General features: G+C 69.7%; 14 protein-coding genes and 1 pseudogene. 9 read left to right on the forward strand and 6 right to left on the reverse strand.

The genetic code is table 11. From position 1 onward, the window contains the following. Window positions 1-52 precede the first annotated feature (52 nt). From ACU6WZ_RS17860 to ACU6WZ_RS17875, 4 genes are all read left to right on the forward strand, one after another. Window positions 53-1849 carry an LpqB family beta-propeller domain-containing protein gene (locus ACU6WZ_RS17860; RefSeq protein WP_447029039.1) on the forward strand — a complete coding sequence of 599 codons (1797 nt, stop codon included), beginning with the start codon at window positions 53-55 and terminating at the stop codon, window positions 1847-1849. A gap of 84 nt (window positions 1850-1933) precedes the next feature. Further along, window positions 1934-2662 carry a ComF family protein gene (locus ACU6WZ_RS17865; protein ID WP_447029040.1) on the forward strand — a complete coding sequence of 243 codons (729 nt, stop codon included), beginning with the start codon at window positions 1934-1936 and terminating at the stop codon, window positions 2660-2662. A 354-nt stretch (window positions 2663-3016) separates the two neighbouring features. After that, window positions 3017-3709, forward strand: a complete 693-nt coding sequence (hpf, locus tag ACU6WZ_RS17870; protein ID WP_447029041.1) for a ribosome hibernation-promoting factor, HPF/YfiA family — start codon at window positions 3017-3019, stop codon at window positions 3707-3709. A 221-nt stretch (window positions 3710-3930) separates the two neighbouring features. Next, window positions 3931-4686, forward strand: a complete 756-nt coding sequence (locus ACU6WZ_RS17875; RefSeq protein ID WP_447029042.1) for a response regulator — start codon at window positions 3931-3933, stop codon at window positions 4684-4686. Window positions 4687-4707: 21 nt separating this feature from the next. On the opposite strand, the gene ACU6WZ_RS17880 is transcribed toward ACU6WZ_RS17875, so the two are convergent. Next, window positions 4708-5880 carry a winged helix-turn-helix domain-containing protein gene (locus ACU6WZ_RS17880; RefSeq protein ID WP_447029043.1) on the reverse strand — a complete coding sequence of 391 codons (1173 nt, stop codon included), beginning with the start codon at window positions 5878-5880 and terminating at the stop codon, window positions 4708-4710. A gap of 50 nt (window positions 5881-5930) precedes the next feature. Further along, the gene (locus ACU6WZ_RS17885) at window positions 5931-6542 is read right to left on the reverse strand and encodes a GNAT family N-acetyltransferase (RefSeq protein ID WP_447029044.1); all 612 of its coding nucleotides are present in this window, start codon (window positions 6540-6542) and stop codon (window positions 5931-5933) included. Between the two features lie 239 nt (window positions 6543-6781). On the opposite strand from ACU6WZ_RS17885, the gene secA reads away from it, so the two are divergent. Further along, on the forward strand, window positions 6782-9622 hold the full coding sequence (gene secA / locus ACU6WZ_RS17890; protein ID WP_447029045.1) for a preprotein translocase subunit SecA: 2841 nt from the start codon (window positions 6782-6784) through the stop codon (window positions 9620-9622). A 221-nt stretch (window positions 9623-9843) separates the two neighbouring features. On the opposite strand, the gene ACU6WZ_RS17895 is transcribed toward secA, so the two are convergent. Further along, window positions 9844-10296: an Rv3235 family protein gene (locus ACU6WZ_RS17895; protein ID WP_447029046.1), complete on the reverse strand. Its 453-nt coding sequence runs from the start codon at window positions 10294-10296 to the stop codon at window positions 9844-9846. Window positions 10297-10575: 279 nt separating this feature from the next. On the opposite strand from ACU6WZ_RS17895, the gene ACU6WZ_RS17900 reads away from it, so the two are divergent. From ACU6WZ_RS17900 to ACU6WZ_RS17910, 3 genes are all read left to right on the forward strand, one after another. Continuing rightward, window positions 10576-11082: a DUF6912 family protein gene (locus ACU6WZ_RS17900; RefSeq protein WP_447029047.1), complete on the forward strand. Its 507-nt coding sequence runs from the start codon at window positions 10576-10578 to the stop codon at window positions 11080-11082. A gap of 74 nt (window positions 11083-11156) precedes the next feature. After that, on the forward strand, window positions 11157-11834 hold the full coding sequence (locus ACU6WZ_RS17905; protein ID WP_447034107.1) for an HAD family hydrolase: 678 nt from the start codon (window positions 11157-11159) through the stop codon (window positions 11832-11834). Window positions 11835-12205: 371 nt separating this feature from the next. After that, window positions 12206-17164 (forward strand): NAD-glutamate dehydrogenase, encoded by a 4959-nt coding sequence (locus ACU6WZ_RS17910; protein WP_447029048.1) that lies wholly within the window; start codon window positions 12206-12208, stop codon window positions 17162-17164. 122 nt (window positions 17165-17286) lie between these two features. Here ACU6WZ_RS17910 and ACU6WZ_RS17915 read toward each other — a convergent pair whose 3' ends face one another. Beyond that, complete coding sequence (locus tag ACU6WZ_RS17915; RefSeq protein WP_447029049.1) at window positions 17287-18534, reverse strand: glycosyltransferase 87 family protein; 1248 nt, start codon at window positions 18532-18534, stop codon at window positions 17287-17289. Window positions 18535-18640: 106 nt separating this feature from the next. On the opposite strand from ACU6WZ_RS17915, the pseudogene ACU6WZ_RS17920 reads away from it, so the two are divergent. Further along, a pseudogene (locus tag ACU6WZ_RS17920) lies at window positions 18641-18751 on the forward strand (TetR family transcriptional regulator); the annotation flags it as partial. Window positions 18752-18795: 44 nt separating this feature from the next. Here ACU6WZ_RS17920 and ACU6WZ_RS17925 read toward each other — a convergent pair. Both ACU6WZ_RS17925 and ACU6WZ_RS17930 read right to left on the reverse strand, forming a co-directional pair. Next, window positions 18796-19689, reverse strand: coding sequence for a carbohydrate ABC transporter permease (locus ACU6WZ_RS17925; RefSeq protein ID WP_447029050.1), 894 nt, complete (start codon window positions 19687-19689; stop codon window positions 18796-18798). Continuing rightward, entirely contained in the window at window positions 19686-21059 is a 1374-nt protein-coding gene (locus ACU6WZ_RS17930) for a carbohydrate ABC transporter permease (protein ID WP_447029051.1), read from the reverse strand. Before ACU6WZ_RS17930 ends, ACU6WZ_RS17925 begins: the two co-directional genes overlap by 4 nt. Between the last annotated feature and the right edge of the window lie 4 nt (window positions 21060-21063).

Genomic DNA, 21063 nt, shown 5'->3' on the forward strand with positions numbered 1-21063 from the left:
CACGCCGGTGTTGCTGGGGTGCAGCGGCCTGCTGCTGGCAGGCTGTGCGTCCATGCCGGACAGCGGCGACGTGGAGGCCGTGGAGGCGTCGCCGCGCGGCGACTCGCAGGTGCGCGTGTACGGGATGGCGCCGCGCGACGGCGCACAGCCCAACGAGATCATCGAGGGCTTCCTGGAGGCGATGACGGGTGACGACCCCGAGTTCGCCACGGCCCGTAAGTACCTGACGAAGAAGGCGTCCCAGAAGTGGGACCCGAGCCGCGTCACGGTGCTGGACAACGGCCCGGTGGCCCAGGACCAGCGGACCAACGACCGCGAGGGCGGGGCGTACACCTACAAGCTGACCGGCACGCAGGTCGCCGAGGTGGACGCGCAGCGGGCCTACCGGCCGGTCGACCGCGAGTACCACGGGGCTGTCCACCTCAGCCGGCAGAGCGGTCCGGACGGCCAGCAGTGGCGCATCGACGGTCTGCCGCAGGGGCTGGTGCTCGGGGAGTCGGACTTCGAGCGGATCTACAGCTCTGTTAATAAGTACTACTTCGCGTCCGGTATGTCGTCCGAGCGGACTGGTGCTCGTCCGTGGCTGGTCGCCGACCCTGTCTACGTGCGTAAGCGCATGGACCCGCAGACGCAGATGGACCCGGTGACGCAGACGGTCGAGGCGCTGCTCAGCGGGCCGACCAACCGGCTGAAGCCAGTGGTCGGTTCGAGCTTCCCCACCGGTACGGAGCTGAAACTGAAGGGGGGCACCAAGTCGCTGGCGTTCGATGACAGCAACGCCCTCACGGTGCCGCTCAATGACAAGGCCTCGAACGTCGGTCAGAAGCGGTGCAGGGAGATGGCCGCGCAACTGCTCTTCACGCTGCGGGACCTGACGTCCTACCGGGTCAGCCAGGTGGAGTTGCAGCGCGCGGACAGCTCGACGCTGTGCGTGCTCGGCGGCGACCAGGCGCAGGATTTCGCTCCGGAACGTGCCTCCGGCAGCCCCGATTACCAGTACTTCCTCGATGCCAAGCAGCGGCTCGCGCGGATGGTCGCGAGCACCGAGAGTGCCGAGGTCGAAGCGGAGACGGACCTTGTGCCGGGACCGTTCGGCAGTGGCGAGCGACGGCTGGGCGCCGTTGCCGTGGCGCGCGACGAACGGCGTGCCGCGGGAGTCTCCCGGGACGCGCGGGCGCTGTACGTGGCGTCCGCCGTCAGCGACAGCGAGCCCGGGGAGCCCGTGCTGACCAGCAGTGCCAAGGACGGGAAGGACCGCCTGACCACTCCGAGCTGGGACGGCCGGGGCGACCTGTGGGTGGCAGACCGTGACCCACGTGACCCCCGGCTGCTGCGGCTGGCGGGCGGCGAGGGCAAGCCTGCCGAGGTCAGGATCGTCGACGGTCTGGACGGGGCCCGCATCGAGGCCCTGAAGGTGTCCGCGGACGGCGTACGGATCGCGTTGCTGGTCTCGCAGGACGGCCGGACGACGCTCAAGCTCGGCCGGGTCGAGCGGCGTGAGCCCGCGGAGGAGGGCGGCAGGCAGGAGGTGTCGGTCGCCGACCTGCGGTCCATCGCCCCGCAGATGGAGGAAGTGACCGCGGTGTCCTGGGCCGGCCGCAGCCGTCTGGTGGTGGTCGGCCGCGAATCCGGCGGGGTGCAGCAGCTTCGCTATCTGCAGACGGACGGTTCGACGTCGGACGCACAGTCGGTGCCCGGCGCGAACCGGGTGACCGCGGTCGCGTCGGCGGACGACAACCGACTGCCGCTGCTGGCGCACTCACTGGAAGACGGAATCGTGCGGCTGCCGCCCGGCGCCAACTGGAAGGCCGTGGTCAGCAAGGGATCCTCCCCGGTCTACCCGGGGTAGCCCCCGCCCCTCGGTGCCGGGGAGCCGCGATCGGGTTTTCCACAGGGGTGGTTGCATCGCGTGACTGTGGGCACAGTTGATGCCATGCACGGATGGTGGCGGGAAGTCGCAGGTCTGGTGCTGCCGGTCGCATGTGGCGGCTGCGGCACTCCGAGAACGCCGCTGTGCGCCAACTGCGCCCAGGCGTTGTACGGCGCCGGAGCCCGCAGGGTGCGCCCTGTCCCGGAACCCCCCGGGCTCCCCGCCGTGCACGCCGCCGCCCCGTACGAGGACGCCGTACGGGCCGTACTGCTCGGGCACAAGGAGCGTGGTGCGCTGGGCATGGCGGGGGCACTGGGTGTCGCGCTCGCCGGCGCTGTACGTGCCGCCGTGGCCGGTGCTCCGCCCGCGAGAGCCGGACCTTTGCTGCTTGTGCCCGTGCCGTCCGCGCGCAACGCCGTCAGAGCCCGTGGGCACGATCCTGCGCGCCGGATCGCCAGGGCCGCCGCGGGCGAACTGCGCCGCTCCGGCAGACCGGCCCAGATGCTCGCCGTGCTCCGGCAGCGGCGTGCGGTGAGCGACCAGTCGGGCTTGAGCGCCCGGCAGAGGGCGGCGAACCTGACGGGGGCCCTGGATGTCATGGCCGGGGGCGAACGGCTCCTGGAGAGCGGCAGGGCCGTACTCGTGGACGACCTCATGACCACGGGTGCTTCGCTCGCCGAGGCGGCTCGTGCACTGCGTGCCGCACAAGGCCGGATGCTTTGCGATTCCGGACAGTTGAAAGCGGCAGTAGTCGCGGCTCCCGCGCTCGCATTCGAAATAAACTGGAACTGATGGGGTACACGGATCGTTGCAGGTGGTGAGCATGGAAAAGCACCTGTTCGGAGGTACGCGCCGGTAGCAGGTGCCGACATGGGCCCGGGCGAGCTATGTTCGGTTGTGAGGAAAAGCAGACCCTGTGCCTCACTTTCTGGACTGCTGCGCTTCGGGTTTTTCCTCATCCGAAATGGATGGGGCCTTCACCCGGAATCGATGAGCCTTCACCCGAAATCGATGGGGTGGGGACCTTGTCGACTGGGGAGGAGGAGGTGAAAGTCACCAAGTCCGAGGTTCCGGTGACCACCGGGACCTGGTGCGAAAGGGAGATGCTCCGCCGCTGAGCGGGGCTATCCGGGAACGGAGTTCTGCGTGGACATCGTCGTCAAGGGCCGCAAGACCGAGGTGCCCGAGAGGTTCCGCAAGCACGTGGCCGAGAAGCTGAAGCTGGACAAGATCCAGAAGCTCGACGGCAAGGTGATCAGTCTGGACGTCGAGGTGTCCAAGGAGCCCAACCCGCGGCAGGCCGACCGTTCCGACCGTGTGGAGATCACGCTTCACTCGCGAGGACCGGTGATCCGTGCCGAGGCCTCGGCAGGCGACCCGTACGCCGCGCTGGACCTGGCCACGGGCAAGCTCGAGGCGCGGCTGAGGAAGCAGCACGACAAGCGCCACACGCGCCGTGGTACCGGTCGGCTCTCGGCCGCCGATGTCGGTTCGACCGTGCCGGGCGCCGCTGAGATCAACGGGAACGGGGTGCTGGTCGCCGAAGAGGCGCCGCCGGCAACCATCCCCACCACCAGGATCGGACCGCTCGAAGTGCAGGGCGATGGGCCGCTGGTGGTCCGCGAGAAGACGCACATCGCGGCTGCGATGACGCTCGACCAGGCGCTCTACGAGATGGAGCTCGTCGGGCACGACTTCTACCTCTTCGTCGACTCCGAGACGAAGGAGCCCAGTGTCGTCTACCGGCGGCACGCCTACGACTACGGTGTCATCCACCTGACGACCGACCCCCTCGCCGAACCCGATGCGGCCGGCGCCGGCGGTGCACTCGGCGGGTGATCGCCGGGCGCGCTGAACGACAGCGTGCGGCGCGCCGTACCCCTCTGTGGGTGGTGCCCCTGGAGTGTCTGTGCGCTCCAGGGGCACCACCGTGCGACCCGCGGGATCACCGCTCCTTGGGCCGGGCATGAAATCATGGCCTCGCAAGCCAATCGGCGCTCCGCGCAGTGCGGTTGGGGCAGCTCATGAATTGTGGGCCACGGCCTTCAGGGGGAGGAACGATGGCGGACAGCTTCGGTCCGGTGTACCACCAGTCCGGCACGACGGACGCCGACGGCGAGTGCGGTTTCGGCGAGGAGAGCGGCGGTTCGCGCAAGGAGCCCATCAGGGTGCTGGTCGTCGACGATCACGCGTTGTTCCGCAGGGGGCTGGAGATCGTCCTCGCCCAGGAGGAGGACATCCAGGTCGTCGGTGAGGCCGCGGACGGCGCCGAAGCGGTCGACAAGGCCGCCGACCTGCTCCCCGACATCGTGCTGATGGACGTACGGATGCCCAAGCGCGGCGGCATCGAGGCGTGCACCTCGATCAAGGAGGTGGCCCCCAGCACAAAGATCATCATGCTGACGATCAGCGACGAGGAGGCGGACCTCTACGACGCGATCAAGGCGGGAGCCACCGGATATCTCCTCAAGGAGATCTCCACGGACGAGGTGGCGACGGCGATCCGGGCGGTGGCCGACGGCCAGTCCCAGATCAGCCCGTCCATGGCGTCGAAACTCCTCACCGAGTTCAAGTCGATGATCCAGCGCACCGACGAGCGCCGGCTGGTGCCCGCTCCCCGGCTGACCGAGCGAGAGCTGGAAGTGCTCAAGCTGGTCGCGACCGGTATGAACAACCGTGACATCGCCAAGGAGTTGTTCATCTCGGAGAACACCGTGAAGAACCATGTGCGGAACATCCTGGAGAAGCTGCAGCTGCACTCCCGGATGGAGGCCGTGGTCTACGCGATGCGGGAGAAGATCCTCGAGATCGGCTGAGCGGGAGCCGGGCGGGACGCCTCAGGTCAGAAGCGCCAGTTCGGCGGCCAGGGGGTCACGCAGCTCCGGTGCCGCGACCCGCTCCAGCCGTACGTTCGTGCAGCCGACCCACTTCGCCGCTTCGACCAGCGCCTCGGCCATGGGCCGGACCGCCTTGCCGTTGTCCAGCGACACCTGCCGCGCCACCAGCGTTTTCCCCTCGCGGGCCGGGTCGACCCGGCCGAGCAGCCGACCGCCTGCCAGCAGGGGCATCGCGAAGTACCCGTTCACACGCTTCGGCTTGGGGACATACGCCTCCAGGCGGTGCGTGAAGCCGAAGATGCGCTCCGTGCGCGGACGGTCCCAGATCAGTGAGTCGAACGGCGACAGCAGGGTCGTCCGGTGGCGGCCGCGGGGGGCGCTCGCCAGCGCCTGGGGGTCCGCCCAGGCGGGCTTGGCCCAGCCCTCGACCTCCACCGGGACCAGCCCCGACTCGGCGATCACCGACTCGACCTGCTCGCCCTTGAGCCGGTGGTAGTCCGCGATGTCGGCCCGCGTGCCGACGCCCAGGGCCTGCCCGGCCAGCCCCACCAGGCGGCGAAGGCACTCGGTGTCGTCCAGGTCGTCGTGGTGGACGGCGTCAGGGACGGCGCGCTCGGCGAGGTCGTAGACCCGCTTCCAGCCGCGCCGCTCGGCGCACACCACCTCGCCGTACATCAGCGCCCGCTCGACGGCGACCTTCGATCCCGACCAGTCCCACCACTCGCCGCCGTTCTTCGCGCCGCCCAATTCGGTTGCCGTCAAGGGGCCTTCGGTGCGCAACTGCTTGATCACCGCTTCGTACGCGCCGTCCGGCAGGTCGTGATGCCAGTGCGGGCGGTTGCGGTAGGCGCGGCGGCGGAACGCGAAGTGTGGCCACTCCTCGATCGGCAGGATGCACGCGGCGTGCGACCAGTACTCGAAGGCGTGCGTGCCGGTCCAGTACGCGGCGTCGACAGTCTGGCGGCCCACCGCGCCCAGGCGCGCGTACGGAATCAGCTCGTGCGACCGGGCCAGCACCGAGATGGTGTCGAGCTGCACCGCTCCCAGATGGCGCAGGACACCCCGAACCCCGCCCCGCCGGTCCGCAGCGCCCAGGAAACCCTGGGCGCGCAGGGCGATCCTGCGGGCTTCGTCGGCGGACAGGGAGGCCGTGGGCGACAGCAGACTCGTCATGGCCGCACCCTAAGCGGCGCCGCTGACAACGGGCCCTGAACTGCGGTGATTCAGGCCGCCCCGCAACTGCCGGCCGGTCTCTGGCGGGTCCCGGTGCCGGTCGGCAGGTAGGGGTGGGTGGTCGGCAGGCCGAGGTCGGAGGGGAGCAGGGCAGCGAGCCAGCCGTCCCGGCGTACCCCGTTGTTCGCCAGGCCGGAGCGTTCGGTGCCCTCCAGGACGAAACCGGTCTTCTCCGCGACCGCTCGCGACGCGTGGTTGCCGACCTCCGCACGCCATTCGAGGCGTTCGATGCCCGCCGCGGTGAACGCCCAGTGGGCAAGCGCCTTCGCGGCCTCCGTGACGTATCCGCGGCCGCGGTGGGGCTTCGCCGCCCAGTAGCCGATCTCGGCCGCGCCGTCGCCGCGCGTGATCGTGCCTATCAACGCCACCAGCTCCTGGTCGCCTCGGGTCAGTACCGCGAACACGTACCCCGTGTCGTGGCGCCAGCCGTCCGGGACGATCTTGCTGACGAAGTCCTCGGCGTGCTGACGTTCGTACGGCGCGGGGACGGCCGTCCAGCGCTGGATGTCGGGGTCCTGGCAGGCCAGGAAGACGGCCTTCGCGTCGGCCGGTTCGAACGGCCTGAGCAGCAGGCGCTCCGTGGTCAGGGTGGTGGGCTCCATCTGCCGATTCTCGGCGGGGCGCGGTACGGGCGCCAGACCTTTTCGGGATGGCCCGGCACCTTCCGGGCCCCCTGTCCGTTCTCTTTGCGGGTGGTGGCAGGCCTTCTGCGGGCGGACTTCCCGGCGCGGCGGGGTCCTCGCTTACGATGGCCGTTGCGGTGGGGACCACCTGCCGTGCCCGCGCCAGCGTCCGTAAACGACCCAGTGCACAGGCCCGACCGGCAAGGAGACCAGCCTCAGTGTCCGTCTTCAACAAGCTCATGCGTGCAGGCGAAGGTAAGATCCTGCGCAAACTGCACCGCATCGCGGACCAGGTCAACTCCATCGAAGAGGACTTCGTCGACCTCTCCGACGCCGAGTTGCGGGCGCTCACCGATGAGTACAAGGAACGGTACGTCGACGGCGAGAGCCTGGACGACCTGCTCCCCGAGGCGTTCGCGACGGTCCGTGAGGCCGCGAAGCGCGTGCTCGGTCAGCGCCACTACGACGTACAGATGATGGGTGGCGCCGCCCTGCATCTCGGTTATGTCGCCGAGATGAAGACCGGTGAGGGCAAGACCCTCGTCGGCACGCTGCCCGCCTATCTGAACGCGCTGTCCGGCAAGGGCGTCCACCTGATCACGGTGAACGACTACCTGGCCGAGCGCGACTCCGAGATGATGGGCCGGGTGCACAAATTCCTCGGCCTCGACGTCGGCTGCATTCTCTCGAACATGTCGCCCGCGCAGCGCCGTGAGATGTACCGCTGCGACATCACGTACGGCACGAACAACGAATTCGGTTTCGACTATCTGCGCGACAACATGGCGTGGTCCCAGGACGAACTCGTCCAGCGCGGCCACAACTTCGCGATTGTCGACGAGGTCGACTCGATCCTGGTCGACGAGGCCCGTACGCCGCTGATCATTTCGGGCCCGGCCGACCAGGCGACCAAGTGGTACGCCGACTTCGCCAAGCTGGTCGTCCGCCTGAAGAGGGGCGAGCCCGGCAACCCGCTCAAGGGCATCGAGGAGACCGGCGACTACGAGGTCGACGAGAAGAAGCGCACCGTCGCCATCCACGAGTCGGGTGTCGCCAAGGTCGAGGACTGGCTGGGCATCGACAACCTCTACGAGTCGGTGAACACCCCCCTCGTCGGCTATCTGAACAACGCCATCAAGGCCAAGGAGCTCTTCAAGAACGACAAGGACTACGTCGTCATCGACGGCGAAGTCATGATCGTCGACGAGCACACGGGCCGTATCCTCGCCGGCCGCCGCTACAACGAGGGCATGCACCAGGCGATCGAGGCGAAGGAAGGGGTGGACATCAAGGACGAGAACCAGACCCTCGCCACGATCACCCTGCAGAACTTCTTCCGCCTCTACGACAAGCTTTCCGGCATGACCGGTACGGCCATGACCGAGGCCGCCGAGTTCCACCAGATCTACAAGCTGGGCGTCGTGCCGATTCCGACGAACCGGCCGATGGTCCGCGCCGACCAGTCGGACCTGATCTACCGCACCGAGGTCGCGAAGTTCGCCGCGGTCGTCGACGACATCGCGGAGAAGCACGAGAAGGGCCAGCCGATCCTGGTCGGCACCACCTCGGTCGAGAAGTCCGAGTACCTCTCGCAGCAGCTGTCCAAGCGCGGTGTCCAGCACGAGGTCCTCAACGCCAAGCAACACGACCGTGAGGCGCCGATCATCGCCCAGGCAGGCCGCAAGGGCGCCGTGACCGTCGCCACGAACATGGCCGGCCGCGGTACGGACATCAAGCTCGGCGGAAACCCGGACGACCTCGCGGAGGCGGAGCTGCGCCAGCGCGGCCTCGACCCCGAGGAGCACATCGAGGAGTGGGCGGCGGCGCTGCCGGCGGCCATGGTGAAGGCCGAGCAGGCCGTCAAGGCCGAGTTCGAAGAGGTCAAGGAGCTCGGCGGCCTCTACGTGCTCGGCACCGAGCGGCACGAGTCGCGGCGTATCGACAACCAGCTGCGCGGCCGCTCCGGCCGTCAGGGCGACCCGGGCGAGTCGCGGTTCTACCTGTCGCTGGGCGACGACCTGATGCGTCTGTTCAAGGCGGCGATGGTCGAGCGGGTCATGGCGATGGCCAATGTGCCCGACGACGTACCGATCGAGAACAAGATGGTGACGCGTGCGATCGCCTCCGCGCAGTCGCAGGTCGAGCAGCAGAACTTCGAGTCGCGCAAGAACGTCCTGAAGTACGACGAGGTGCTCAACCGGCAGCGTCAGGTCATCTACGGGGAGCGCCGCCGGGTCCTGAAGGGCGAGGACCTGCAGGACCAGGTGCGTCACTTCATGGACGACACCATCGACGCGTACATCCAGGCGGAGACCGTCGAGGGCTTCGCCGAGGAGTGGGACCTGGACCGACTGTGGGGCGCGTTCAAGCAGCTCTACCCGGTGAAGGTCACTGTCGAGGAGCTGGAGGACGCGGCGGGCGACCGCGCCGGCATCACCGCCGAGTTCATCGGTGAGTCGATCAAGGACGACATCTACGAGCAGTACGCCGAGCGTGAGGCGCAGCTCGGCTCCGACATCATGCGTGAGCTGGAGCGGCGCGTAGTGCTGTCGGTCCTGGACCGCAAGTGGCGCGAGCACCTCTACGAGATGGACTACCTCCAGGAGGGCATCGGCCTGCGCGCGATGGCCCAGAAGGACCCGCTGGTCGAGTACCAGCGGGAGGGCTTCGACATGTTCAACGCCATGATGGACGGCATCAAGGAGGAGTCCGTCGGCTATCTGTTCAATCTGGAGGTCCAGGTCGAGCAGCAGGTCGAGGAGGTTCCGGTGCAGGACTCGGCCGAGCGCCCCTCGCTGGCCAAGCAGGGCGCCCCCGCCGCAGCGGCTCAAACGCGCGGGGCGGGTGGCGGCCGTCCGGAGATTCGGGCGAAGGGCCTGGACGCGCCGCAGCGGCCGGACCGGCTGCACTTCTCCGCGCCGAGCGTGGACGGTGAGGGCGGTGTCGTTGAGGGCGACTTCGACAACGGTGACGGGCCCGCGCGGTCCGAGTCGGACGGCATGACCCGGGCGGAGCGGCGCAAGGCGCAGAAGACCGGTGGGCGGCGCCGCAAGAAGTAGGCGTCGTGACGGGCTTCGCGGCCGGGGCCGGGCACCGAGGGGTGCCCGGCCCCGGCCGCGCTTTGCGCGGCGGCCTGCGTCGTGCTGCGGGCCCCCTGCCGTGGGTTTGCGGCGCCCGCGGGGCCCCGTGCGGGGCTACCTCAGGCTGCTGAGGCCCCCTGCGGGCCCTTATGCCGGGCGTGCGCGGCCGCCGTCGTACGGGACGACGTGATGCGCCCGCGTCATGCGGGCGCGTGCGCGGCCGCCGTCGTCGGTTCGCCGCCCAGTTCCACCGCGGCGCACCGCCAGCGCAGGTCGGGGCCCTGCTCCAGCCGGAACGCCATGGCCCGTACCTGCTCACCGGCTGCGATGCTCGCGAACGCCTCGACGACGCCGGGGCGCGGGTGGAAGCCGCCGCAGCTCCGTACGACGGGGACGGTGCCCCGGGTGCGCAAGGGGGTGCGGGGCGCGAGCTGGACCAGTTGCTCGTACGCCTCCCCGATGGTGTGGCCGAGCATCCAGTGCACGGGGCGCCGGCCGCTGAGTACGGCCAGCAGGCGCTCCGCGAACTGCTCGTGCGGGGTGGGCCTGCGGTGGTGATGCCGGACGGACGGCGGGGCCGTGCGCGTGGTGGTGGGTGCGCCGGGCCTGCGCTGGTCGCGACGGTCCTGCGGCCGGGTCCTGTCGTTGCTCATCTCTGTGCCCCCGCTCTGGCGGCCCGGTTGATACCGGGCAGTAACTTCTGTTGGTGATCTTCTACGGGGGGCGGGGCGGCGGCTGCAAGGCGCGTCGGACCCTGGTGCCGCCGTGCGGCAGGTTCACCTATCCGGGTGATGAGGGCCAGGCGGGACAAGGGCTCCGGGATGTGTGCGCCCCTGCGGGGTGGACGTTTCCCGGGCCCTCAGGTGCACCCCGAAAGGGGACACTGATACGTATCCTTGGGTCCGTTCCTCCGACTACGAAAGCGGCCTGCCATGCGCGTCTACGTCCCCCTGACCCTCCCTGGCCTCGCCGAGGCGCACAAGGCGGGCGAGCTGGGGCCCGGCCCGCTGGCCGCGTACGCCGTAACGCCCGGCCTGCGCGAGTGGTACGTCTCGGACGACATCGAGGAGCTCGAGTACGCCGCCCTGAACCGGGCCGCGGCCGCGTCACTGCGCCTGCTCGCGGGTGATCCCGGAGCGGCGCGGCGCCGGGTCGTCGTGGCCGTCGACGTACCGGACGGGGACGCGGTCGCCGACCCGGACCGGGGCCTGGACACGGAGGCCATCGGCGAGGTGCGGATCGCCGCCGCGGTGCCGCTGGCGAAGGCGGCCGCTGTGCATGTCGACGCGGACGACGCGGAGGCGGACGTGATGGCGGCGGCCGCGGCGCTGGGTGCGGCGGACCACGGGGACGACGACGCGCGGTTCACGGTGGACGGGGCCGAGGACCACGAACTGCTGTGGTTCGGGGTGCAGGAGATCCCGGGGCTCATCGGCTGATCCGGAGGGCCCGATTCCCCGTTGACCGGGGTGTCTGCGTTGTCAGACCCGGTGGGTACCGTCTTTTCATGGGGATGCACACGACGACGAAGCACACGACGACACATCTCGTCTGGGACTGGAACGGCACGCTGCTCGACGACATCACCGCGGTCATCGGGGCGACGAACGCCGCGTTCGCGGAGATCGGTATCGCGCCGATCACGCTGGAGCGATACCGGGAGCTGTACTGCGTCCCCATTCCGCTCTTCTACGAGCGGATGATGGGACGACTGCCCACGGAGGCCGAGTGGCTGGTCATGGACGAGGCCTTCCACCGGCACTACACCGAGTTGCGGGTGGTGTGCGCGCTCACCCGGGGCGTCGAGGAGCTGCTGGTGCAGTGGTCGGCCGGAGGCAGCCGCAGCCAGTCGCTGCTGAGCATGTACGGGCACGAGCAGCTGCTTCCGGTGGTGCGGGGCTACGGAATCGAGCGGCACTTCGTGCGGGTCGACGGGCGGACCGGGCCGTCCGGGGGCAGCAAGGCCGCCCACATGGCCCGTCATGTGGGCGCGCTGGGCGGCGTCGCGCCGGAGCGGGTGGTCGTGATCGGCGACGCGGTCGACGACGCGGTGGCTGCGGCGCACGTGGGGGCGCGGGCGGTGCTCTACACGGGAGGCTCGCACAGCAGGGCCAGCCTGGAGCCGGCGGGCGTACCGGTGGTGGACACCCTGACCGAGGCGGTCGCGGTCGCGGAGCGCATAGCGGGGTAGCGGCGGGGTAGCCGCGGGGTAAGGGTGCGAGCGGGCCGGGGGCTGCAGATGTCCACAGTGGCGAACTTCGGGGACGGTTTTGTACATCCACCGGACATGACGGCCCCCCGGTGCAGGGCGATAGCCTGGTGCCGTGATCAGCGCGATAGCCCTCGGGGGCAGCGACGCCCCCGGCATGCGCCCGGAGCACCACCGTGCCCGGGTGATCGCTGGTCCCCGAAACCCGGACCGGCCGTCAAAAATGGCCAATAACGTCACGGGCATCTCTCACCGCGGCATAACGTCGACTCCGACCGGATACCCCGCGTCGTGGCGTTGTGTCTCCTTCTTCATCTACGTCACGCAATGGCGCGCGACAGGAGCCAGAGGACATGCAGACCAAGCTGGACGAAGCCAAAGCCGAGCTGCTCGTACGGGCGGCCCGGGTAGCTGAGAACAGCCCGGCCGGGGGGCAACCTTCGACTGGGTCCACGAGCGAAGGCACTCCCGACAGGGAAACGCTCCTCGCGTACCTCCAGCGCTACTACCTGCACACGGCCCCCGAAGACCTTGCCGACCGAGACCCGGTCGACGTGTTCGGCGCTGCTCTCTCGCACTACCGGCTGGCGGAAAACCGCCCGCAGGGCACCGCCAACGTCCGGGTGCACACCCCCACGGTCGAGGAGAACGGCTGGACCTGCAGCCACTCCGTCGTCGAAGTGGTCACGGACGACATGCCCTTCCTCGTGGACTCGGTCACCAACGAGTTGTCCCGCCAGGGCCGCGGCATCCACGTCGTGATCCACCCGCAGGTCACGGTCCGGCGCGATGTCACCGGCAGGCTCATCGAGGTGCTGCCCACCGACGGCCTGCGCGGCCGGACGGAGAAGCTGCCGCACGACGCGTTCGTCGAGTCTTGGATTCACGTAGAGATCGACCGCGAGACCGACCGTTCGGACCTCAAGCAGATCAACGCCGACCTGCTGCGCGTCCTGTCCGACGTCCGCGAGTCGGTCGAGGACTGGGAGAAGATGCGCGACTCGGCGCTGCGCATCGCCGACGAACTGCCGGGTGAGCCCGCCGCCGACGACCTGCGCGACCAGGAGGTCGAGGAGGCCCGCGAGCTGCTGCGCTGGCTCGCCGCCGACCACTTCACCTTCCTCGGGTACCGCGAGTACGAGCTGACCGAGGGCGACGCTCTCGCCGCCGTCCCCGGCACCGGCCTCGGCATCCTGCGCTCCGACCCGCACCACAGCGACGACGAGGACCACCCCGTCAGCCCGACCTTCAGCCGGCTCCCCGCCGATGCCCGCGCCAAGGCCCGCGAGCACAAGCTGCTCGTGCTGACGAAGGCCAACAGCCGCTCGACCGTGCACCGGCCGAGCTACCTCGACTACATCGGCGTGAAGAAGTTCGACGCCTCGGGCAACGTCGTCGGTGAGCGCCGCTTCCTCGGGCTCTTCTCCTCCGCCGCGTACACCGAGTCCGTACGCCGGGTCCCCGTCATCCGACGCAAGGTGGCAGAGGTCCTCGACGGCGCGGGTTTCTCGCCCAACAGCCACGACGGCCGCGACCTGCTCCAGATCCTGGAGACGTACCCGCGCGACGAGCTCTTCCAGACGCCCGTCGACCAGCTCCAGTCGATCGTGACGAGCGTGCTCTACCTCCAGGAGCGCCGCCGCCTGCGCCTGTACCTGCGCCAGGACGAGTACGGCCGCTACTACTCGGCGATCGTCTACCTGCCCCGCGACCGCTACACCACCGGCGTCCGGCTGCGCCTCATCGACATCCTCAAGGAGGAGCTCGGCGGCATCAGCGTCGACTTCACCGCCTGGAACACCGAGTCGATCCTCTCGCGCCTGCACTTCGTCGTCCGCGTTCCCGTCGGCACCGAACTGCCCGACCTCACGGACGCCGACACCGAGCGCATCGAGGGCCGGCTCGTCGATGCCGCCCGCTCCTGGGCCGACGGTTTCTCCGACGCCATGACCGCCGAGCTCGGCGAGGAGCGCGCCGCCGAACTGCTGCGCACGTACGGTCACGCCTTCCCCGAGGGATACAAGGCCGACCACTCCCCGCGCTCCGCCGTCGCCGACCTGGTCAACCTGGAGCAGCTGACGCACGGCCGCAAGGACTTCGCGCTCTCGCTGTACGAGCCGGTGGGCGCCGGGCCCGGCGAGCGACGCTTCAAGATCTACCGGATCGGCGAGCAGGTCTCGCTCTCCGCCGTCCTGCCGGTGCTCACCCGCCTCGGCGTCGAGGTCGTCGACGAGCGCCCCTACGAGCTGCGCTGCCCCGACCGTACGCACGCGTGGATCTACGACTTCGGTCTGCGCATGCCCAAGTCGAACGGCAACGGCGACTACCTCGCCGACGACGCCCGCCAGCGCTTCCAGGACGCGTTCGCCGCCGTGTGGACCGGGCAGGCCGAGAACGACGGCTTCAACGCCCTCGTCCTGAGCGCCGGCCTGAACTGGCGGCAGGCGATGGTGCTGCGCGCGTACGCGAAGTACCTGCGCCAGGCCGGTTCGACGTTCAGCCAGGACTACATGGAGGACACCCTCCGCAACAACGTCCACACCACCCGGCTGCTGATCTCGCTCTTCGAGGCGCGCATGTCGCCCGAGCGCCAGGTCGCGGGCACCGAGCTGACCGACGCGCTGCTCGAAGAGCTCGACAGCGCGCTCGACCAGGTCGCCTCCCTCGACGAGGACCGGATCCTGCGGTCCTTCCTGACGGTCATCAAGGCGACGCTGCGCACCGGTTTCTTCCAGAAGACGAAGACCGGCGAGCCGCACTCCTACGTCTCGATGAAGTTCGACCCGCAGGCCATCCCGGACCTCCCGGCGCCCCGCCCGGCGTACGAGATCTGGGTGTACTCGCCGCGTGTCGAGGGCGTTCACCTGCGTTTCGGCAAGGTCGCCCGTGGCGGTCTGCGCTGGTCCGACCGGCGGGAGGACTTCCGTACGGAGGTGCTCGGCCTGGTCAAGGCGCAGATGGTCAAGAACACGGTGATCGTGCCGGTCGGCGCCAAGGGCGGCTTCGTCGCGAAGAACCTCCCCGACCCCTCCGTCGACCGTGACGCGTGGATGGCCGAGGGCATCGCCTCGTACAAGACCTTCATCTCGGCGCTCCTCGACATCACAGACAACATGGTGGCGGGCGAGGTCGTGCCGCCGAAGGACGTCGTGCGTCACGACGAGGACGACACCTACCTCGTCGTCGCCGCGGACAAGGGCACCGCGACGTTCTCCGACATCGCCAACGAGATCGCCGTCGCGTACGACTTCTGGCTCGGCGACGCCTTCGCATCCGGTGGCTCCGTCGGCTACGACCACAAGGGCATGGGCATCACGGCCCGGGGCGCCTGGGAGTCCGTCAAGCGGCACTTCCGCGAGCTGGGCCACGACACCCAGAACGAGGACTTCACCGTCGTCGGCGTCGGCGACATGTCCGGCGACGTCTTCGGCAACGGCATGCTGCTCTCCGAGCACATCCGCCTGGTCGCGGCCTTCGACCACCGGCACATCTTCCTCGATCCCACTCCGGACGCGGCCACCTCGTACGCGGAGCGCCGTCGGCTCTTCGACCTGCCGCGCTCCTCGTGGGCCGACTACAACACCGAGCTGCTGTCGGCCGGCGGCGGCATCCACCCGCGCAGCGCCAAGGCGATCACCGTCAACGCGCACGTCCGGGAGGCCCTCGGCATCGAGCGGGGCGTCACCAAGATGACCCCGGCCGACCTGATGCAGGCCATCCTCAAGGCGCCGGTGGACCTGCTGTGGAACGGCGGCATCGGTACGTACGTCAAGTCCTCGGCTGAGTCGAACGCCGACGTCGGCGACAAGGCCAACGACGCCATCCGGGTCAACGGCGAGGACCTGCGGGTCAAGGTCGTCGGCGAGGGCGGCAACCTGGGCGCGACCCAGCTCGGCCGCATCGAGTTCGCCCGGCGCGGCGCCGGTGGCGAGGGCGGAAGCATCAACACCGACGCCATCGACAACAGCGCGGGCGTGGACACCTCCGACCACGAGGTGAACATCAAGATTCTGCTCAACTCCCTCGTGACGGAGGGCGACATGACGGTCAAGCAGCGCAACCAGCTGCTGGCCACCATGACCGACGAGGTCGGCACCCTGGTTCTGCGCAACAACTACGCGCAGAACACGGCCCTGGCCAACGCTGTGGTCCAGGCGCCGTCGCTGCTCCACGCCCACCAGCGCTTCATGCGCCGCCTGGGCCGTGACGGGCACCTGGACCGCCCGCTGGAGTTCCTGCCCACCGACCGGCAGATCCGCGAGCTGCTGAGCAACGGCCGGGGTCTGAGCCAGCCCGAGCTGGCCGTCCTGCTGGCCTACACCAAGATCACGGTGGCGGAGGAGCTGATCCACACCGGCCTGCCGGACGACCCGCACCTGCGGGGCCTGCTGCACGCGTACTTCCCCGAGCCGCTGCGCGAGCAGTTCGCCGACCAGATCGACGCGCACGCCCTGCGCCGCGAGATCATCACCACGGTGCTCGTGAACGACACGGTCAACACCGGCGGTTCGACCTTCCTGCACCGCCTGCGGGAGGAGACCGGGGCGTCGATCGAGGAGATCGTACGGGCGCAGTTCGCGGCCCGCGCGATCTTCGGGCTCAGCGACGTCTGGGACGCCGTCGAGGCGCTGGACAACCAGGTCGCGGCCGGTGTCCAGACCCGGATTCGGCTGCACTCGCGCCGTCTCGTCGAGCGCGGCACGCGCTGGCTGCTCGGCAACCGGCCGCAGCCGCTGGAGCTGACGGAGACCATCGCGTTCTTCAGAGAGGGTGTCGCGGGGGTCTGGGGCGAGCTGCCGAAGCTGCTGCGCGGCGCGGACCTGGAGTGGTACCAGGGCATCCTGGACGAGCTGACCGGGGAGGGCGTCCCGGAGGAGCTCGCCCTGCGGGTCGCCGGGTTCTCGTCGGCGTTCCCGACGCTCGACATCGTCGCGATCGCCGAGCGGACCTCGAAGCCCGCCATGGATGTCGCCGAGGTGTACTACGACCTCGCCGACCGGCTCTCCATCACCGGGCTGATGGACCGGATCATCGAGCTGCCGCGGGCCGACCGCTGGCAGTCCATGGCCCGTGCGTCCATCCGCGAGGACCTGTACGCGGCGCACGCCGGCCTGACCCAGGACGTGCTGTCCGTCGGCAACGGGAGTTCCACGCCGGAGGAGCGGTTCAAGGCGTGGGAGGAGAAGAACGCGGCGATCCTCACCCGTGCGCGGACCACGCTGGAGGAAATCCAGGGTTCGGACGCCTTCGACCTGGCGAACCTGTCGGTCGCGATGCGGACGATGCGGACGATGCTGCGTACGCGCGTCTGAAACTGATCAGTACGTGAAGGGGGGCGTCCCGCACCGGATCCGGTGCGCGGCGCCCCCCTTCACATGCCGGACGATGCCCCCTTCACGTTCGGGACGCCCTCCCTCACGTGCGGGACGCCCCTTCACGTGCGCCGCACCGAGGTGGTCCAGAGCCGGCGGCAGGACAGCAGGGCGGCGGCGACGAGCAGGGTGTTGCGTGCGGCCATCAGGGCGCAGCCCAGCGGCGTGCCCGTCACCACGTCCCCGTACAGCACCGGATAGGCGAGCGCGCTGAGCACCGCCGCGGGAACCAGGAGCATGGCGACCGGGCGCTGGGTGGTGGCGCGCGAGGTGAGGCAGACGGCGGCCAGGCCCAGGAGCCAGACCAGATACTGCGGGCTGATCACACGGCTGGTGACGGTGAAGAGGAGCACGGCCCCCAGTGCGGCGTCGAAGGGGGTGGCGGCCGTCCAGCGGCGGGCCCGGATCCGCCAGAGCAGCAGCCAGCAGAAGGCGGCGGCCGTCAGGACGAGCGAGGCGTGGGCGAGGGGCGTCACGTACGGGCCGGTGAACTCCATGGCGCCGTACCGGTACTCGACCCTGCCCGGCCAGCCCGCGAGCCGCGCGAGCGACAGCGCGGTGCCGGCCGTCGATTCGATCTGGACACCCCGCTCGCCCTGCTGCCTCAGGAAGCCGAACGGGTGCGAGAAGGCCAGGGCGAGGACGGCGAGCAGGACGCCGGCGCTCCCGGCGGCGGCTGTCCAGGCATCGCGGGTGGTACGTCCGCGAGGGGCGCCCAGCAGGGTGAGGGCCGGCCAGACCTTCACCATCGCGCCGACGCCGGCGAGGGCGCCGCCCAGGCGGGGGCGGGAGCGCAGGGCGAGCAGGGCGAGGACGGCGAGTGCGGTGACCTGGACGTCGTAACGGACCAGGGGCAGATGCAGGAGCAGCGGCAGCCCGCCCACCCAGAGCCAGGTCCCGGCCCGGCTGCGGCCGGGACGCGACCCGGCGCGGGCGAGAGCCCAGGTGGCGAGGGCGTCAGCGACGAGGGTGAGCCCCAGGAACGCCTGGAAGTAGGTGACCCAGGGCAGGGCGCCCGGCGCCAGGATCACCAGTGCGGCGCCGGGCGGGTACTGCCAGGTGGGGTCGTCGAGCGGGAAGGCGCCCCGGGTGAGCTGCTCGTACCAGCCGAAGTACAGCCGGTGGACCTCCCGGCCGATGTCCGACTGGTCGAACATGCGGCCGAGGGGCAGCGTGAGCAGGGCGAGCATGGCCAGGCGGGTGGCCAGCCAGGCGCCGCCGAGCGTGAGGAGACGGCGGCGCGCGGTGGTCGCGGAGCGGACGGCCGGGGCGGTGTTCGCGTCGGCGGCCGCGATCTGGTGGGTTGTCATCGCCGTCTTCTGTAGCCGCTTTTTGTGCCATTTATTCCCTTTGGCGCCCCCCCGCCGCGTGCGACTCATCGGACTCGTAGGCATCGACGACGTCTTTAGCGGGCCCGCCCTGAGTCACCCCGTCGCCTCGCGGGCCGTACCCGATCTGCTGGTCGAGGCAGCCCGGCACCCCGAGATCGCCGACGCGATCAAGTCGGCGCTGCTCGACGGACAGCAAACCCCGTGGCGTGCACAGCTGTGCGCGCCACGGGGCCGGCCGGTCTACTTGACGGCGCCCGCCATGACGCCGGACACGAACTGCCGCTGGAACGCGAAGAACACGATCAGCGGGATGATCATCGAGATGAAGGCGCCGGGAGCCAGGATGTCGATGTTGTTGCCGAACTGCCGGACCTGACGCTGCAACGCCACCGTGATCGGCGGGTTCGCCGAGTCGGCGAAGATCAGCGCAACCAGCATGTCGTTCCAGACCCAGAGGAACTGGAAGATGCCGAGCGAGGCGATGGCCGGTCCGCCCAGTGGCATCGCGACCCTTGTGAACAGCCGGATCTCGCCGGCCCCGTCGAGCCGCGCCGCCTCCAGGAGCTCCTTGGGGATCTCCGCGAAGAAGTTGCGGAGCAGGAAGATCGCGAAGGGCAGGCCGAAGGCGACGTGGAAGAGCACCACGCCCGCCGTCGTCTCGAAGATGCCGATCTTGCCGAAGAGTTCGGACACCGGGACCAGGGCGACCTGCACCGGGACCACCAGCAGGCCGACGACGACCAGGAACCACCAGTCGCGGCCCGGGAAGTCCATCCAGGCGAAGGCGTACCCGGCCAGCGAGCCGATCACCACGACCAGCACGGTCGCCGGGACCGTGATCATGATGGTGCTGAGCAGGGAGTCGACGATCGTGCCGTTGTCGAGAAGGCTCGCGTAGTTGTCGAAGGTGAGCTGGGAGGGCGCCGAGAAGATCTCCCACCAGCCGCTCTCGGCGATGTCGGTGGCACTGCGCAGCGACGAGAACAGCAGCCCCACCGTCGGCATCAGCCAGAACAGCGCGACCAGGATCAGGAAGACCCGCATCGCACCGCCGCCCGCGAATGCCGCGATCCGTGCGGGAAGCGACTGCTTCGCCTTGACCCCGTCTCCGCCCGTGGTGCTCGTGGTGGTCATCGGCGGGCCTCCCGTCGCATCCGGCGAATGTTGAAGAGCATCACCGGGACGACGAGCAGCAGCAGGAGCACGGCGATGGCGCTCCCCACGCCGAGGTCCGCGTCCGTACCGAACGACGATCGGTAGAGCTGGAGTGCCAGGACGTTCGCGTCGTCCTGGGACGAGCCCGGCGCGATGATGAACACCAGGTCGAAGATCTTCAGGACGTTGATCATCAGCGTGACCATGACCACCGAGAGTACGGGGGCCAGCAGCGGCACCGTGATGCGGCGGAAGACCTGCCACTCGTTGGCGCCGTCGACCCGCGCCGCCTCCAGGAGTTCGCGCGGCAGGCCGGCGAGCCCGGCCGCGATCAGGACCATGGCGAAGCCCGCCCACATCCAGACGTAACTCCCGATGATGGCGGGGGTCACCAGGCTCGGGCCGAGCCAGTCGACGCCGTTGTAGGGCTCCCGGAAGTTGGACGCGGGCAGGCGCAGTTCGGCGCCGTCCGCCTTCGCGGACAACGTGAACGTGCCGTCGGCGCCGGCCTTGGCGGAGTCGACCACCTTGCCGTCCTTGACCGCCTCGACCGTGATGCCCTTGAGGCCGAACTCCTTGGGGTCGACGGTGTTGGGCTTGCCGCCGCCGCCCTTCGTGAAGTCCAGCCACGCGGTGCCGGTCACCCTGTCCGGCTCGGTCTTGGCGGGCGCGGCGATCCGCGCGTCGCCCGGCATCTTCGCCGGTGGTACGCCGATCAGCGGCAGCAGGACCGGTTCGCCCGCCCGGACCGGCTCCTTGGTGACGAAGGCCCCGCCGCCGTCCGCCTTGAGCGGATGCACCGGAAGCGGGCGCGCCTTGGGGAAACCGGCCGAATCGGAGAAGGTGTCGTGGACGCTCACCGCGACGGCGTTGGCGACCCCGCGCTCCGGGTTCTGCTCGTACACCAGCCGGAAGATGATGCCGGCGGCGAGCATAGAGATCGCCATCGGCATGAAGACCAGCAGCTTGAACGCGGTGCCCCAGCGGATGCGTTCGGTGAGTACCGCGAAGATCAGGCCGAGCGCGGTGGACACCGCCGGGGCGACGATCACCCAGATCGCGTTGTTCTTGACCGCGGTCAGAATGGTGTCGTCGGTGAAGAGCGTGACGAAGTTGTCGAGGCCGGCGAAGCTGTCGCCCGCCTTGTCGAAGAAGCTCCGGTAGACGGAGTACCCGATCGGGTACACCACGAGCGCGCCGAGCAGCAGCAGCGCGGGCAGCAGGAAGCCCGCCGCCAGCGCTCTGCGCGTCCCGGTCACGCTCTTGCGCGTGCGGGTGCCGGCGGGGGGCGACCCGCCGGCGGGGGGCGACGGCGTCTGCGCGGCGCCCCCCGCGTTCGCTGACGTCACCGCG

This window comes from Streptomyces hypolithicus, assembly GCF_052934925.1.

Bases quoted from the DNA above. Each gene is read 5' to 3' on its own strand.
- ACU6WZ_RS17880 (WP_447029043.1), bottom strand. From the start codon at position 5,880: ATGACGAGTCTGCTGTCGCCCACGGCCTCCCTGTCCGCCGACGAAGCC.
- ACU6WZ_RS17865 (WP_447029040.1), top strand. From the start codon at position 1,934: ATGCACGGATGGTGGCGGGAAGTCGCAGGTCTGGTGCTGCCGGTCGCA.
- ACU6WZ_RS17885 (WP_447029044.1), bottom strand. From the start codon at position 6,542: ATGGAGCCCACCACCCTGACCACGGAGCGCCTGCTGCTCAGGCCGTTC.
- ACU6WZ_RS17905 (WP_447034107.1), top strand. From the start codon at position 11,157: ATGCACACGACGACGAAGCACACGACGACACATCTCGTCTGGGACTGG.
- ACU6WZ_RS17900 (WP_447029047.1), top strand. From the start codon at position 10,576: ATGCGCGTCTACGTCCCCCTGACCCTCCCTGGCCTCGCCGAGGCGCAC.
- ACU6WZ_RS17895 (WP_447029046.1), bottom strand. From the start codon at position 10,296: ATGAGCAACGACAGGACCCGGCCGCAGGACCGTCGCGACCAGCGCAGG.
- ACU6WZ_RS17910 (WP_447029048.1), top strand. From the start codon at position 12,206: ATGCAGACCAAGCTGGACGAAGCCAAAGCCGAGCTGCTCGTACGGGCG.
- ACU6WZ_RS17875 (WP_447029042.1), top strand. From the start codon at position 3,931: ATGGCGGACAGCTTCGGTCCGGTGTACCACCAGTCCGGCACGACGGAC.
- ACU6WZ_RS17925 (WP_447029050.1), bottom strand. From the start codon at position 19,689: ATGACCACCACGAGCACCACGGGCGGAGACGGGGTCAAGGCGAAGCAG.
- ACU6WZ_RS17860 (WP_447029039.1), top strand. From the start codon at position 53: ATGCCGGACAGCGGCGACGTGGAGGCCGTGGAGGCGTCGCCGCGCGGC.
- ACU6WZ_RS17915 (WP_447029049.1), bottom strand. From the start codon at position 18,534: ATGACAACCCACCAGATCGCGGCCGCCGACGCGAACACCGCCCCGGCC.